Origin of the sequence: Stappia sp. WLB 29 (assembly GCF_023507705.1) — a bacterium.
Taxonomy (GTDB): domain Bacteria; phylum Pseudomonadota; class Alphaproteobacteria; order Rhizobiales; family Stappiaceae; genus Stappia.
This window is the reverse complement of sequence record NZ_JALBGD010000020.1, coordinates 1-16,250: the sequence shown is the minus strand read 5'-3', so window position 1 is coordinate 16,250 and position 16,250 is coordinate 1. Positions and strand designations below refer to the sequence as shown.

Annotated in this window: 11 protein-coding genes and 1 tRNA gene; all 12 read left to right on the top strand. The window is 63.6% G+C overall.

From position 1 onward, the window contains the following. The first annotated feature begins 193 nt into the window (after positions 1-193). The 12 genes from MNI96_RS21645 to fusA all read left to right on the top strand — a co-directional run bounded on the left by MNI96_RS21645 (position 194) and on the right by fusA (position 16,177). Positions 194-269 (top strand) — tRNA-Trp (locus tag MNI96_RS21645). 104 nt (positions 270-373) lie between these two features. Beyond that, positions 374-571 carry a preprotein translocase subunit SecE gene (gene secE, locus MNI96_RS21640; RefSeq protein ID WP_067216551.1) on the top strand — a complete coding sequence of 66 codons (198 nt, stop codon included), beginning with the start codon at positions 374-376 and terminating at the stop codon, positions 569-571. A 33-nt stretch (positions 572-604) separates the two neighbouring features. After that, positions 605-1,135, top strand: a complete 531-nt coding sequence (gene nusG, locus MNI96_RS21635; protein WP_067216548.1) for a transcription termination/antitermination protein NusG — start codon at positions 605-607, stop codon at positions 1,133-1,135. A gap of 243 nt (positions 1,136-1,378) precedes the next feature. Then, positions 1,379-1,810: a 50S ribosomal protein L11 gene (gene rplK, locus MNI96_RS21630; RefSeq protein WP_249696615.1), complete on the top strand. Its 432-nt coding sequence runs from the start codon at positions 1,379-1,381 to the stop codon at positions 1,808-1,810. Between the two features lie 4 nt (positions 1,811-1,814). Further along, positions 1,815-2,510, top strand: a complete 696-nt coding sequence (gene rplA / locus MNI96_RS21625; RefSeq protein ID WP_249696613.1) for a 50S ribosomal protein L1 — start codon at positions 1,815-1,817, stop codon at positions 2,508-2,510. A 342-nt stretch (positions 2,511-2,852) separates the two neighbouring features. Then, on the top strand, positions 2,853-3,371 hold the full coding sequence (rplJ, locus tag MNI96_RS21620) for a 50S ribosomal protein L10 (RefSeq protein WP_249696611.1): 519 nt from the start codon (positions 2,853-2,855) through the stop codon (positions 3,369-3,371). A 60-nt stretch (positions 3,372-3,431) separates the two neighbouring features. Continuing rightward, positions 3,432-3,809, top strand: a complete 378-nt coding sequence (rplL, locus tag MNI96_RS21615; protein ID WP_067216539.1) for a 50S ribosomal protein L7/L12 — start codon at positions 3,432-3,434, stop codon at positions 3,807-3,809. A 202-nt stretch (positions 3,810-4,011) separates the two neighbouring features. Beyond that, positions 4,012-8,154: a DNA-directed RNA polymerase subunit beta gene (rpoB, locus tag MNI96_RS21610; RefSeq protein WP_249696609.1), complete on the top strand. Its 4,143-nt coding sequence runs from the start codon at positions 4,012-4,014 to the stop codon at positions 8,152-8,154. Between the two features lie 105 nt (positions 8,155-8,259). After that, positions 8,260-12,459, top strand: coding sequence for a DNA-directed RNA polymerase subunit beta' (gene rpoC / locus MNI96_RS21605; RefSeq protein WP_249696608.1), 4,200 nt, complete (start codon positions 8,260-8,262; stop codon positions 12,457-12,459). Between the two features lie 120 nt (positions 12,460-12,579). Then, entirely contained in the window at positions 12,580-12,879 is a 300-nt protein-coding gene (locus MNI96_RS21600) for a regulator (protein ID WP_249696606.1), read from the top strand. A 728-nt stretch (positions 12,880-13,607) separates the two neighbouring features. Next, a complete protein-coding gene (gene rpsG / locus MNI96_RS21595) occupies positions 13,608-14,078 on the top strand; it encodes a 30S ribosomal protein S7 (RefSeq protein WP_249696604.1) in 471 nt (156 codons plus the stop codon). Between the two features lie 23 nt (positions 14,079-14,101). After that, on the top strand, positions 14,102-16,177 hold the full coding sequence (fusA, locus tag MNI96_RS21590; RefSeq protein WP_249696602.1) for an elongation factor G: 2,076 nt from the start codon (positions 14,102-14,104) through the stop codon (positions 16,175-16,177). Positions 16,178-16,250: the final 73 nt, after the last annotated feature.

Below are 16,250 nucleotides of genomic sequence, written 5' to 3'. Positions count from 1 at the left end.
ATGGCGGAACGGGTGATCCGTTCCGCCTTGGGTTCAAGGGCGTCGCCTCCGGGCGGCGCCTTTTTGGTTTCGTACTCCCGGCGAGCCCGATCGGACGGGCGAAAAACTGCAAGGATGTGAATAATTTGCCGGAAGGTGCATTTCACGCTTGAAGCGGCGGGGAAAGTTATCTAAGTCAGGTCGCGAAAGGTCTAGGGGTGTAGCTCAGTTGGTAGAGCATCGGTCTCCAAAACCGAGGGCCGGGGGTTCGAGTCCCTCCGCCCCTGCCACCTTTGCTCTTGATCGACGGGCCATTAGGCCTTAATTAGAGCTTTCGACCAAGGCGCGTGGATGATTCCGCGCGCCTGTGTGTCGTGAAAAGACCGGCAGTTGAATGGCGAAATCGAATCCTTTCACGTTCATCGACGAAGTTCGCAAGGAAACGTCGAAGGTGACGTGGCCTACGCGCAGGGAAACCGCTGTGACCACCGTCATGGTGTTCATCATGGTGTTCCTCGCCGCCATCTTCTTTTTGCTCGCCGACTGGCTGATGGGTCAGGGTATCGGCTTGCTCCTGGGTCTCGGCAACTGAGCGGAGTCCGGTACACAATCGGCTTGAGGGATTATGGCCAAGCGTTGGTATATCGTCCACGCCTACTCGAATTTCGAGAAGAAGGTGGCGGACGCGATTCGGGAAAAAGCGCAGCAGCAGGGGCTTGAGGATCTTTTCGAAGAGATTCTCGTTCCGACGGAAAAGGTCGTGGAAGTGCGGCGTGGCCGCAAGGTCGACGCCGAGCGCAAGTTCTTCCCGGGCTACGTCCTGGTCAAGATGGAAATGACCAACGAGGCGTTCCACCTGATCAAGAACACGCCGAAGGTCACCGGGTTCCTGGGCGCCGATCAGAAGCCGATTCCGATTTCGGATTCCGAGGCGATGCGCATCCTGCACCAGGTGCAGGAGGGTGTGGAGCGCCCGAAGCCGTCCATCAGCTTCGAGATCGGCGAGCAGGTTCGCGTCTCGGATGGTCCGTTCGCTTCTTTCTCCGGCCTTGTCGAGGAAGTGGACGACGAGCGGGCCCGCCTCAAGGTCGCGGTGTCGATTTTCGGTCGCGCGACCCCGGTCGAGCTGGAATACGGTCAGGTCGAGAAACTCTGATTTTTTACGGTCCGGGACGTGCCTTTCGGCATTCCGGGCCGTTTGCCGCGTTCGCCGTTTACCACTCGGCGGGCGGGGCAGTTGCCGGCGATCCGTCGCCGGTTTCCGCCGCAAGGCGGGTTGACGGGGACGTTCCCCGCTCCCTGGTGGGAGGTCTGACGCGCTCCATTCGCCGGACGCGTTGCGGCTGCACCACCTGATCTGAAGACGCCGGTTGTCCGGCAGCGCCAGTTGGAGATACGAATGGCGAAGAAAATCGAAGGTTACATCAAGCTGCAGGTGCCGGCCGGCTCCGCGACCCCGTCGCCGCCGATCGGTCCGGCGCTTGGTCAGCGCGGCCTCAACATCATGGAGTTCTGCAAGGCGTTCAACGCGCAGACCCAGGATATCGAGAAGGGCACCCCGTGCCCGACCGTGATCACCTATTACTCCGACCGCTCGTTCACCTTCATGGTGAAGACGGCTCCGGTCAGCTTCTTCCTGAAGAAGGCCTCTGGCCTGAAGTCGGGTTCGAAGACCCCGGGCAAGGGCGGCTTCGTCGGCAAGGTCACCCGTGACCAGGTCCGCGAGATCGCGGAAGCGAAGATGAAGGATCTGAACGCGAACGACGTCGATGCGGCCATGCTGATGGTCGAGGGCTCGGCGCGGTCCATGGGTCTCGAGGTCACGGAGTAAGACGATGGCGAAGGTTGGAAAGCGCATCAAGTCTGCCCGCGAGGGCATCGACCGCAACAAGCTCTACGCCCTCGACGAGGCGCTGACGCTGGTCAAGGAGCGGGCAACCGCCAAGTTCGACGAGTCCGTCGAGATCGCCATCAATCTCGGTGTCGATCCGCGTCACGCCGACCAGATGGTCCGCGGTGTCTGCGTGCTGCCGAACGGCACGGGCAAGTCGGTCCGCGTCGCGGTGTTCGCCCGCGGCGACAAGGCCGATGAGGCCAAGGCTGCCGGTGCCGACATCGTCGGCGCCGAGGAACTGGTCAACGAGGTCCAGGGCGGCAAGATCGATTTCGATCGCTGCATCGCCACGCCGGACATGATGCCGCTCGTCGGCCGTCTCGGCAAGGTTCTCGGCCCGCGCGGCCTGATGCCGAACCCGAAGGTCGGCACCGTGACCCCGGACGTGGCCTCTGCAGTGCGCGATGCCAAGGGCGGCGCCGTGCAGTTCCGCGTCGAGAAGGCGGGCATCATTCACGCCGGCGTCGGCAAGACCTCGTTCGAGGCCGACAAGCTGAGCGAGAACATCAAGGCGATCGTCGATGCCGTGGTCAAGGCCAAGCCGACGGGCGCCAAGGGTACCTATCTGAAGCGCGTTGCCGTCAGCTCGACCATGGGTCCGGGCTTGAAGGTCGACCCGTCGACGGTTACGGCCTGATCATTCAGGCAGGCGGGGCGCTCGTCGCGCCGCCGAACACGAATTCCGTCCGGCGGAAACGCCGGGCGGATCATCTGCCGGGAACGGCAGGTGTCCTGTCCGAGACTGCAGGTGCGGGTCTGGCTCTGGCCAGGGTCGTCTAAGCCCAACGGGCCTGCATAGACGGGTGCGAACCGAATTCGCGGCTCAGGCCGCACCGGTTCGAACCGTTTGTCCTTGCCGCGCCGTCATGGCTCGCGAGGGGGCAGGATCCTCGGTGTTGTCCACCGGTGGTTCCGCAAGGCACCGCCGGAGGGCGGCAGAGACAAACCGGCGGCGCAAGCCGCCAAATGGAGTAGGCAAGTGGAAAGAGCGGAGAAGCGAGAGTTCGTCGCGTCGTTCAACGAGGTGTTGAAGAACACCGGCGTTGTCGTCGTTGCGCACTACGCCGGCCTTTCGGTTGCGGAAATGACGACCTTCCGGTCGCAGGTCCGTGCCGCCGGAGGCTCGGTCAAGGTCGCCAAGAACCGTCTTGTGAAGCTTGCCCTTCAAGGCACCGAGCTCGAGCACATCTCTGGCCTGTTTACCGGCCCGACCGTCGTCGCCTATTCGGACGATCCGGTCGCCGCCGCCAAGGCCACGGTGGCTTTCGCCAAGACCTCGAACAACCTGGTTGTTCTGGGTGGCGCGCTCGGCACGACGAACCTGAATGCGGACGGGGTCAAGGCGCTTGCCGAGATGCCGTCGCTCGACGAGCTGCGCGCGAAGCTGGTGGGCATGATCCAGACCCCCGCTTCCCGTGTCGCCCAGGTTGTCAACGCTCCGGCCGGGCAGCTTGCCCGCGTCTTCGGCGCGTATGCCAAGAAGGACGAAGCCGCATAAGGCGGACCACAAACACACTGTCGAGACCGATCACGGTTCGAACCATAGGGACTTACGAAAATGGCTGATCTCGAAAAGATCGTTGAGGAACTGTCCGCGCTCACCGTCATGGAGGCCGCGGAGCTTTCGAAGATGCTCGAGGAGAAGTGGGGCGTGTCCGCCGCTGCTCCGGTCGCCGTCGCTGCTGCTGCCGGTGGCGCTGCTGCCGCTCCGGCCGAGGAAGAGAAGACGGAGTTCGACGTCGTCCTGGCCGATGCCGGTGACAAGAAGATCAACGTCATCAAGGAAGTGCGCGCGATCACCGGTCTGGGCCTGAAGGAGGCCAAGGACCTGGTCGAGGGCGCTCCGAAGACCGTCAAGGAAGCCGTTGCCAAGGCCGAGGCCGAAGAGCTGAAGAAGAAGCTCGAAGAGGCCGGCGCCAAGGTCGAGCTGAAGTAATCAGGCTTTTGCCTGGACACTCCCGGCGCGATTTCGCGCCGGGAGTTCAAGTCTGTCGAACCCCGGCGGGAAATCCTGACCGGGGTATCAGTCCCTAAGAAGGGGCGGCTGTCCGAAGGGCCGTATGCGTGGGGGCCACGCTGACGGTTGAGCCGGAACCGGCTTTTCGGAGAGCCGTACCAGATCGAAACGAGGAGCGACAATGGCGCACACGTTCAACGGTCGCAAGCGGGTCCGTAAGATCTACGGATCGATCCGCGAAGTCGCCGCGATGCCCAATCTCATCGAGGTCCAGAAGGCGTCCTACGACCAGTTCCTTCAGGTCGACAAGCCCGATGCCGGGCGGGGCGACGAAGGGCTGGAGGCGGTCTTCCGCTCCGTCTTCCCGATCTCCGATTTCGCGGGCACCGCGCTGCTGGAATTCGTGTCCTACGAGTTCGAGGCGCCGAAGTATGACGTCGAGGAGTGCCGCCAGCGCGGCATGACCTTCGCCGCCCCGCTGAAGGTGACCCTGCGCCTGATCGTGTTCGATGTCGACGAGGACACCGGCGCGAAGTCCGTCAAGGACATCAAGGAGCAGGACGTCTACATGGGCGACATGCCCTTCATGACGGACAACGGCACCTTCGTGGTGAACGGCACCGAGCGCGTCATCGTTTCGCAGATGCACCGCAGCCCCGGCGTGTTCTTCGACCACGACAAGGGCAAGACCCACTCGTCGGGCAAGCTGCTGTTCGCTGCGCGCATCATCCCTTATCGCGGGTCGTGGCTCGACATCGAGTTCGACGCGAAGGACATCGTCCATGCGCGCATCGACCGTCGCCGCAAGATCCCGGTCACCTCGCTGCTGAAGGCCCTCGGCCTCGACGGCGAGCAGATCCTCAACACGTTCTACAAGCGGATCGAATACACCCGCGACGAGCCGGGCTCCTGGCGCGTTGCGTTCGACGGCGACCGCCTGAAGGGCACCAAGGCCTCCTTCAACCTGATCGACGCCGACAGCGGCGAGATCGTGGTCGAGGCCGGGCGCAAGATCACCGCGCGCACCGTTCGCCAGCTGGCCGACAAGGGCGTCACCGCCCTGAAGGTCCAGGACGAGGACCTGTACGGCCAGTACCTGGCCGAGGATATGGTCGACCCGTCGACGGGCGAGATTTACGCCGAGGCCGGCGACGAGCTCAACGAGAAGATCCTCGGCGAGCTGGTCGATCGCGGCTACGACGAGATCGCGGTGCTCGATATCGACCATGTGACGACCGGCGCCTATATCCGCAACACGCTCTCGGTCGACAAGAACGAGACGCGCGAGGATGCGCTGTTCGACATCTATCGCGTCATGCGCCCGGGCGAGCCGCCCACCGTCGACACTGCCGAGGCCATGTTCGCCTCGCTGTTCTTCGATGCGGAGCGCTACGACCTGTCGGCCGTCGGCCGCGTGAAGATGAACATGCGTCTCGACCTGCAGTGCGAGGACACCGTCCGCACGCTGCGCAAGGAAGACATCCTCGCGGTGATCCGCGAGCTGCTGGAACTGCGCGACGGCCGCGGCGAGATCGACGACATCGACAATCTCGGCAACCGCCGCGTGCGTTCGGTCGGCGAACTGATGGAGAACCAGTACCGCGTCGGCTTGCTGCGCATGGAACGTGCCATCAAGGAGCGCATGTCGTCGGTCGAGATCGACACGGTCATGCCGCAGGACCTGATCAATGCCAAGCCGGCGGCTGCCGCGGTGCGCGAGTTCTTCGGTTCCTCGCAGCTGTCGCAGTTCATGGACCAGACCAACCCGCTGTCCGAGGTCACGCACAAGCGTCGCCTCTCGGCGCTTGGCCCGGGCGGCCTGACGCGCGAGCGCGCCGGCTTCGAGGTGCGCGACGTGCACCCGACGCATTACGGCCGCATCTGCCCGATCGAGACGCCGGAAGGCCCGAACATCGGCCTGATCAACTCGCTTGCGACCTTCGCTCGCATCAACAAGTACGGCTTCATCGAGAGCCCGTACCGCAAGGTGAAGGACGGCCAGGTCACGGCGGAGACCGTCTACCTCTCGGCCATGGAAGAGGCGAAGTACCACATCGCCCAGGCCAACGCCGAGATCGACGAGAACGGCCGTTTCGTCTCCGACCTGATCACCTGCCGCCATGCAGGCGAGAACATGCTGCTGCCGCCGGAGCGCGTCGAGTTCATGGACGTGTCGCCGAAGCAGCTGGTGTCGGTTGCCGCCTCGCTCATTCCCTTCCTGGAGAATGACGACGCAAACCGCGCGCTGATGGGCTCGAACATGATGCGTCAGGCCGTGCCGCTGGTGCGTGCCGAGGCTCCGTTCGTCGGCACCGGCATGGAGCCGGTGGTCGCCCGCGACTCGGGTGCGGCGATTGCCGCGCGCCGTTCGGGCGTCGTCGACCAGGTGGACGCCACGCGTATCGTCATCCGGGCGACCGAGGACCTCGATCCGTCGAAGTCCGGCGTCGACATCTACCAGCTGATGAAGTTCCAGCGGTCCAACCAGAACACCTGCATCAATCAGCGTCCGCTGGTGCGTGTGGGCGATGTGATCGGCAAGGGCGACATCATCGCCGACGGTCCGTCGACGGATCTGGGCGACCTGGCCCTCGGCCGGAACGTGCGCGTCGCGTTCATGCCGTGGAACGGCTACAACTTCGAGGACTCGATCCTGCTGTCCGAGCGGATCGTGCGCGACGACGTGTTCACCTCCATTCACATCGAGGAATTCGAGGTGATGGCGCGCGACACGAAGCTCGGGCCGGAGGAAATCACCCGCGACATTCCCAACGTCTCGGAAGAGGCGCTGAAGAATCTCGACGAGGCCGGCATCGTCTATATCGGCGCCGAGCTGAAGCCGGGCGACATCCTGGTCGGCAAGATCACGCCGAAGGGCGAGAGCCCGATGACGCCGGAAGAGAAGCTTCTGCGCGCCATCTTCGGCGAGAAGGCCTCCGACGTGCGCGACACGTCGCTGCGCCTGCCGCCGGGCGTGACCGGCACCGTCGTCGAGGTGCGCGTCTTCAACCGCCATGGCGTGGAGAAGGACGAGCGCGCGATGGCGATCGAGCGCGAGGAGATCGAGCGTCTGGCCAAGGACCGCGACGACGAACAGGCGATCCTGGACCGCAACGTCTATGGCCGTCTGGCCGAGATGTTGCTGGGCAAGACCGCCGTCGCCGGCCCGAAGCACTTCAAGAAGAACGTCGAAGTCACCGGCGACGTCCTCAACGAGTTCCCGCGCTCTCAGTGGTGGCAGATCGCCGTCGAGGACGAGAAGCTGATGAGCGAGGTGGAGGCACTTCGCGGTCAGTACGACGAGAGCCGCAAGCGCCTCGAGCAGCGCTTCATCGACAAGGTGGAGAAGCTGCAGCGCGGTGACGAACTGCCGCCGGGCGTCATGAAGATGGTGAAGGTCTTCGTCGCTGTGAAGCGCAAGATCCAGCCGGGCGACAAGATGGCCGGCCGTCACGGCAACAAGGGCGTGGTGTCCAAGATCAACCCGATCGAGGACATGCCGTTCCTGGCGAACGGCGACCATGTCGATATCGTGCTGAACCCGCTCGGCGTGCCGAGCCGCATGAACGTCGGACAGATCCTCGAGACGCATCTGGGCTGGGCCTGCGCAGGCATGGGCCGGAAGATCGGCGAGCTGTACGAGGAGTACAAGCGGTCGGGCAAGATCGAGGCGCTCAAGGGCGAGATCGTCGAAGTGTTCGGCGACAACCTCAAGGGCGAGCCGGTCAAGGACTACGATGACGAGTCCGTCATCCGTCTGGCCGAGCAGCTGAAGACCGGCGTTCCGATCGCAACCCCGGTGTTCGATGGTGCCCGCGAGCCGGACATCGTCAGCATGCTGGAGCAGGCGGGCTACAACGGATCCGGCCAGTCGACCCTCTATGACGGTCGTACCGGCGAGGAGTTCGACCGTCAGGTGACCGTGGGCTACATCTACATGCTGAAGCTCCACCACCTGGTCGACGACAAGATCCACGCCCGTTCGATCGGCCCGTACTCGCTCGTGACCCAGCAGCCGCTGGGTGGCAAGGCGCAGTTCGGCGGCCAGCGCTTCGGCGAGATGGAGGTGTGGGCACTGGAAGCTTACGGTGCCGCCTACACCCTCCAGGAGATGCTGACGGTCAAGTCGGACGACGTGGCCGGCCGCACCAAGGTCTACGAGGCGATCGTGCGCGGCGACGACACGTTCGAGGCGGGCATTCCGGAGAGCTTCAACGTTCTCGTGAAGGAAATGCGCTCGCTCGGACTGAATGTCGAGCTGAAGGACGACAAGGTACAGTTGCCCACCGATCCGGGCGTTCCGGCGGTCGACGCGGCGGAGTGATCCCCCGCTTGATGCCGACCACCGCACACACACGATGCCGCATTGCCGGAGCGGGAGGCAGGGTATGGACCCTGCTTCCCTTCCGCGCATTCGAGGAGAGAGCCCATGAATCATGAGGTCATGAACCTGTTCAACCAGCAGGCTCCCGCCCAGACCTTCGACCACATCAAGATCTCGATCGCTAGCCCCGAGAAGATCATGTCGTGGTCCTACGGCGAAATCAAAAAGCCGGAGACGATCAACTACCGTACGTTCAAGCCGGAACGGGATGGCCTGTTCTGTGCGCGCGTGTTCGGTCCGATCAAGGATTACGAGTGCCTTTGCGGCAAGTACAAGCGGATGAAGTACAAGGGCGTCATCTGCGAGAAGTGCAACGTCGAGGTGACGCTGTCTCGCGTTCGCCGCGAGCGCATGGGTCATATCGAGCTCGCCGCTCCGGTTGCGCATATCTGGTTCCTGAAGTCGCTGCCCTCCCGCATCGGCCTTCTGCTGGACATGACGCTGAAGGATCTCGAGCGCGTCCTGTACTTCGAGTACTACGTGGTGCTGGAGCCGGGCCTGACGCCGCTGAAGCAGAACCAGCTTCTGTCGGAAGAGGACTTCCTGCGCGCCCAGGACGAGTACGGCGAGGACGCCTTCACGGCGATGATCGGCGCGGAAGCCATCCGCGAGATGCTGATGTCGCTCGACCTGGAGAAGGAGCGCGACCAGATCCGCAAGGAGATCGCCGAGGCGACGACCGAGCTGAAGCCGAAGAAGCTGGCCAAGCGTCTCAAGGTGGTCGAGGCCTTCATCGAGTCCGGCAATCGCCCGGAATGGATGATCCTCACCGTGGTTCCGGTCATTCCGCCGGACCTGCGTCCGCTGGTTCCGCTGGACGGCGGCCGCTTCGCGACCTCCGACCTCAACGACCTGTACCGTCGCGTCATCAACCGCAACAACCGTCTGCGGCGCCTGATGGAGCTGCGTGCGCCCGACATCATCATCCGCAACGAGAAGCGCATGCTTCAGGAATCGGTTGATGCGCTGTTCGACAACGGCCGTCGCGGCCGCGTCATCACGGGCGCCAACAAGCGTCCGCTGAAGTCGCTGTCCGACATGCTGAAGGGCAAGCAGGGCCGCTTCCGTCAGAACCTGCTCGGCAAGCGTGTCGACTATTCCGGCCGTTCGGTGATCACCGTGGGTCCGGAGCTGAAGCTGCACCAGTGCGGCCTGCCGAAGAAGATGGCGCTGGAGCTGTTCAAGCCGTTCATCTACTCCCGCCTCGACGCCAAGGGCTTCTCCTCCACGGTGAAGCAGGCGAAGAAGCTGGTGGAGAAGGAGCGTCCGGAAGTCTGGGATATCCTCGACGAGGTCATCCGCGAACATCCGGTGCTGCTGAACCGCGCACCGACCCTGCACCGTCTCGGCATCCAGGCGTTCGAGCCGACGCTGATCGAAGGCAAGGCGATCCAGCTGCACCCGCTCGTCTGCGCGGCGTTCAACGCCGACTTCGACGGCGACCAGATGGCCGTGCACGTGCCGCTCTCGCTGGAAGCCCAGCTGGAAGCGCGCACGCTGATGATGTCGACCAACAACATCCTGCATCCGGCCAACGGTTCGCCGATCATCGTGCCGTCGCAGGATATCGTCCTCGGTCTCTACTACCTGTCGCTGATTGCCGACGGGGAGCCGGGCGAGGGCATGGTGTTCGGCAATATCGGCGAGCTGCATCACGCGCTCGAGACGAAGGCCGTGACCCTGCACGCCAAGATCCGCGGCCGTGTCCGCTCCGTCGACGCCGAGGGCAACACGTCCAGCCGGATCGTGGAGACCACGCCGGGCCGCATGCTGATCGGCGAGCTCCTGCCGCTGCATCACGAAGTGCCGTACGACGTCTGCAACAAGCTGATGACCAAGAAGGACATCAGCCGCATGATCGACGCGGTGTACCGTGCCTGCGGCCAGAAGGAGACCGTGATCTTCTGCGACCGCATTATGGGTCTGGGCTTCAGCCATGCCTGCCGTGCCGGCATCTCGTTCGGCAAGGACGACATGGTGATTCCGGAGACGAAGGCCGGCCTGGTCGACGAGACCGCGGCTCTCGTGAAGGAATACGAGCAGCAGTACAACGACGGCCTGATCACCCAGGGCGAGAAGTACAACAAGGTCGTCGACGCCTGGGCCAAGTGCACCGACCGCGTCGCCGACGAGATGATGAAGCGCATTCAGGCGGTCCAGCGCGACGAGGAGACCGGGCGTCAGAAGCAGATCAACTCGATCTACATGATGTCTCACTCCGGCGCCCGTGGCAGCCCCGCGCAGATGAAGCAGCTTGCCGGCATGCGCGGCCTCATGGCCAAGCCGTCGGGCGAGATCATCGAGACGCCGATCATCTCGAACTTCAAGGAAGGCCTGTCGGTGCTGGAGTACTTCAACTCCACGCACGGTGCCCGTAAGGGTCTGGCCGACACCGCGCTGAAGACGGCGAACTCGGGTTACCTGACCCGTCGTCTCGTCGACGTGGCGCAGGACTCGATCATCCTGGAGACGGATTGCGGTTCGGAGAACGGCATCACCATCCAGGCGATCGTCGATGCCGGCCAGGTCATCGCCTCGCTGGGTCATCGCGTGCTGGGCCGTACCGCGGCCGAGGACGTGCTGAACCATGCGACCGGCGAGGTCATCGTCCCGCGCGGCACCTTGATCGAGGAGAAGGACGTCGAGGCCATCGAGGCCGCGAACGTCCAGATGATCAAGATCCGCTCGGTGCTGACCTGCGAGACCAAGCGCGGCGTCTGCGCGACCTGCTACGGTCGCGACCTGGCTCGCGGCACGCCGGTGAACATGGGCGAGGCGGTCGGCGTCATCGCGGCGCAGTCGATCGGCGAGCCGGGTACCCAGCTGACCATGCGTACCTTCCACATCGGCGGTACGGCGCAGGTGGTGGACCAGTCCTTCATCGAGTCCAACTTCGAGGGCACGGTGAAGATCCGCAACCGCAATGCGGTGCGCGATTCCGACGGGAACCTGGTCGCAATGGCCCGCAACATGGCGGTCGTCATCATCGACGCGGACGACAACGAGCGTGCGGTGCACCGCATCGCCTACGGCTCGAAGCTCCATGTCGACGAGGGCGACACCGTCAAGCGCGGTCAGCGCATCGCCGAGTGGGATCCCTACACCCGTCCGATCCTCTCCGAGGTGGACGGCGTGGTGGATTCCGAGGACCTCGTCGAGGGCGTGTCGGTGCAGGAGACCACGGACGAGGCGACCGGCATCACCAAGCGCGTGGTCATGGACTGGCGGACGTCGCAGCGCGGCAACGACCTGAAGCCGGCGATCGTCATCAAGGACTCCAACGGATCGATCAAGAAGCTGCCGCGTGGCGGCGATGCCCGGTCCCTGCTGTCCGTCGATGCGATCCTGTCGGTGCAGATCGGCGCCGAGGTGCAGGCGGGCGACGTGCTTGCACGTATTCCGCTGGAAAGCGCCCGTACCAAGGACATCACCGGCGGTCTGCCGCGTGTGGCCGAACTGTTCGAGGCACGTCGTCCCAAGGACCACGCGATCATCGCGGAAGTCGACGGTACGATCCGCTTCGGGCGCGACTACAAGAACAAGCGGCGCATCATCATCGAGCCGCATGACGAGAGCCTGGAGCCGGTCGAGTACCTCATCCCGAAGGGCAAGCACTTCCATCTTCAGGAAGGCGACACCATCGAGAAGGGCGAGTACATCCTCGACGGCAACCCGGCACCGCACGACATCCTGGCCATTCGTGGCGTGGAGGCGCTGGCCGCCTATCTCGTCAACGAGATCCAGGAGGTCTACCGGCTGCAGGGCGTGGTGATCAACGACAAGCACATCGAGGTGATCGTTCGCCAGATGCTGCAGAAGATCGAGATCAACGACCCGGGCGATACGGAACTGCTGTCCGGCGAGCATGTCGACCGCCTCGATCTCGACGAGATCAACGAGCGGGCGATCGACGATGCGCGCAAGCCGGCCTCCGGCGTGCCGGTTCTGCTCGGCATCACCAAGGCGAGCCTGCAGACCCGTTCGTTCATCTCGGCTGCTTCGTTCCAGGAGACCACCCGCGTCCTTACCGAGGCGGCGGTCAACGGCAAGCAGGACGAGTTGGAGGGTCTGAAGGAGAACGTCATCGTCGGCCGTCTGATCCCGGCCGGCACCGGCGGTATGATGACCCGCATCCGCGAGATCGCGCAGCATCGCGACGATCTGATCCTGGAGGCGCGTAAGGCGTCGTCCACGCTCGACCAGGCGGACGGCATGCTGGAAGACCTGACCGGCGCGGGCGAATAACCCCCGTCCTCAGGAACGCAATGAAGGGAAGGGCCGCCATCGTGCGGCCCTTTTCCTTTGGCGACTGGCAGAACACACATGCCGGCACCGGTCGGCGGAACAGAGTGAGGGAGAGGCGAGATGGCGTCGCACTATCGGGACCAGGCGGATGCTCCGACCGTCTACATCATTGTCGGCCACGCTAGGGAAGGGGATCTCGGCACGCCCGAGGCGGCGATTCCGGTGAACATCCTGCTGCGCGCGGCGGACGAGGACAGTGCCGTGCGCCTGGCGCTCGAGGCGTTGAAGGGGCAGGGGTTTGCGGAAGCCTCTCTCGACCAGATCGGCGTGATCCTGGAGGAGCCGGACGATCCGACCTTCGAGCAGGCCTACGAGGATGCGCTGGCCGGCGAGGTGGCGGTCGTCGCCTATCGGGCCTGACCCCTTCAAGGGGAATCGGGAACCGTTCTTCTCGCCGATGCCCGGCCCGGCGAATCCGGAGAGAGAATCTCTCCGTCTGCAACGGATCCAGGTTGAGAAAGAGTGAATACGGATGGTGTGCGAGGGGGCAAGCCCCGCTCCGTGCTGCGGCCCGGATGCTGCCCGGCGTGGGCGTTAATCCAGCCGCGATGCAATATTGCGATGATTACGGGGACACTATTTCATTTGTTGCGCGAATGCAGCAAAACGGGATAGAAATCGCGTCGTAGCGGCTGCCGAACCGGCAAGGGCGATTTATTCCCCGCCGCACTTGACGCAGGGCCGGCCTAACTGTAGGTTCCGCGCATCCCGAAAGCAGGCGGTAAGCGGCTTTTCGTTCGATGCGCCAAGCGTTGGACACAGGCTGACTTAAACGCTGCTGGGATTACGAGGCGAAAAAATATCGTATGCATGACCGCTTCCGGGTGGTCCTCTCGATTGGCGGCGCCTTTCCCGTTATCCGCGGGAACAGGCGCGATTCCGCATGTCCTGCGGGATCTGCTGGGTCAGAACGCAGGTTCTGGCGTTGCGACCGCCCCGCCTTTCCGTTCGTTCAAGCGGACGGGTGAGATATTCGCGTTGCGCCTGAGGCGGAACGTAACGGAGTTGGGGCCGGAAACGGTTCCTGAAAGCGCAAAAAGGCCAGCCCCGGGTTGGCACTTTGGAAAGTCAAGGTCTGAGGATCTGCCATGTCACGCCGTCACAAGGCTGAAAAGCGCGAAATCATTCCCGATCCGAAGTTCGGGGACAACGTCGTCACCAAGTTCATGAACTCGATCATGTACGACGGTAAGAAGTCGGCCGCCGAGCGGATCGTCTACGGCGCATTCGACATCATCGAGGGCAAGGTTCGTCAGAACCCGATCGAGGTGTTCCACGCCGCTCTCGACAACGTCATGCCGCAGGTCGAGGTCCGGTCCCGCCGCGTGGGCGGTGCCACCTATCAGGTTCCGGTCGAGGTCCGTGCGGACCGTCGCCAGGCCCTGGCCATCCGCTGGCTGATCACGGCGGCCCGCAACCGCAACGAGACGACGATGGTCGATCGTCTGTCCGGCGAGCTGCTGGATGCCGCGAACAACCGCGGTTCCGCCGTCAAGAAGCGCGAAGACACGCACCGGATGGCCGAAGCCAACCGCGCGTTCTCGCACTATCGCTGGTAATTCGGACCGGAGAGGCTGACATCATGTCGCGCACTCACAAGATCGAAGACTACCGCAATTTCGGTATCATGGCCCACATCGATGCGGGCAAGACCACGACGACCGAGCGGATTCTCTTCTACACCGGCAAGAGCCACAAGATCGGCGAAGTCCATGACGGCGCTGCCACGATGGACTGGATGGAGCAGGAGCAGGAGCGTGGCATCACGATCACGTCCGCTGCCACTACTGCGTTCTGGAACAACAAGCGCCTGAACATCATCGACACGCCGGGTCACGTCGACTTCACCATCGAGGTGGAGCGGTCCCTGCGCGTGCTCGACGGTGCGGTTGCCCTGCTCGACGCCAATGCCGGTGTCGAGCCGCAGACCGAGACCGTCTGGCGTCAGGCCGACAAGTATCATGTCCCGCGCATGATCTTCGTCAACAAGATGGACAAGCTCGGTGCGGACTTCTACCGCTGCGTCGAGATGATCAAGACGCGCCTCGGTGCGAAGCCGCTCGTCATGCAGATCCCGGTGGGTGCGGAGAGCGAGTTCGCCGGCGTCGTCGACCTGATCAAGATGAAGGCCCTGATCTGGCGCGACGAGTCGCTCGGCGCTGCCTGGGACGAGGTCGACATCCCGGCTGACCTGGCCGACAAGGCCCAGGAATACCGCGACGCGATGATCGAGACCGCCGTCGAGGCGGACGAGGCCGCGATGGAGGCCTATCTCGAGGGTGAGGAGCCGACGGTCGAGGGCCTGAAGGCGCTCATCCGCAAGGGCACCATCAACAGCGAGTTCGTTCCGGTGTTCTGCGGTTCGGCGTTCAAGAACAAGGGCGTGCAGCCTCTGCTCGACGGCGTCGTCGATTACCTGCCGAGCCCGGTCGAGGTCCCGGCGATCAAGGGTATCGATCCCAAGACCGAGGCCGAGACGGTCCGCAAGTCGGGCGACGAAGAGCCGCTCTCCATGCTGGCCTTCAAGATCGCCAACGACCCGTTCGTCGGTTCGCTGACCTTCTGCCGCATCTACTCCGGCGTCCTGAACAAGGGCGTGTCTCTCCAGAACACTGTGAAGGAGAAGAAGGAGCGCGTCGGCCGCATGATGCAGATGCACGCGAATTCGCGTGAGGACATCGAAGTGGCTTACGCTGGCGATATCGTTGCCATCGCCGGCCTGAAGGACACGACCACCGGCGATACGCTTTGCGATCCGCTGAAGCCGGTCATCCTGGAGCGCATGGAGTTCCCGGACCCGGTCATCGAGATCGCCGTCGAGCCGAAGACCAAGGGCGACCAGGAAAAGATGGGCCTCGCGCTCAACCGTCTGGCTGCCGAGGATCCGTCCTTCCGCGTCAAGACCGACGAGGAATCCGGTCAGACGATCATCGCCGGCATGGGCGAGCTTCATCTCGACATCATCGTCGACCGCATGAAGCGCGAGTTCAAGGTCGAGGCGAACATCGGTGCGCCGCAGGTTGCCTACCGCGAGACGATCACCCGTCAGGCGGAAGTCGACTACACCCATAAGAAGCAGACCGGCGGTACGGGCCAGTTCGCCCGCATCAAGCTGGTGATCGAGCCGAACGAGCCGGGTGCCGGCTACGCGTTCCAGAGCACGATCGTGGGTGGTTCGGTCCCGAAGGAGTACATCCCGGGCGTCACCAAGGGTATCGAGAGCGTCATGTCCTCGGGCCCGCTGGCCGGCTTCCCGATGGTCGATATCAAGGCCACCCTCATCGATGGTGCCTACCACGACGTCGACTCCTCGGTCCTGGCGTTCGAGATCGCGGCCCGTGCCGGTTTCCGCGAGGCCATTCAGAAGGCCGCGCCGAAGCTGCTCGAGCCGATCATGAAGGTCGAGGTGGTGACGCCGGAAGATTACATGGGCGACGTCATCGGCGATCTGAACTCCCGTCGTGGCCAGATCACCGGCACCGAGAATCGCGGTGTCGTCACCGCGGTGAACGCGATGGTGCCGCTGGCCAACATGTTCGGTTACGTCAACAACCTGCGCTCGATGTCGCAGGGACGTGCCCAGTACTCGATGGTGTTCGACCACTACGAGCAGGTTCCGCAGGCTGTCGCGCAGGAAGTTCAGGCCAAGTACGCCTGATTGCCGTCAACGCCACATCAACTGAATAACGAAGGTACGGAGAAATCCGATGGCGAAAGCAAAGTTTGAGCGG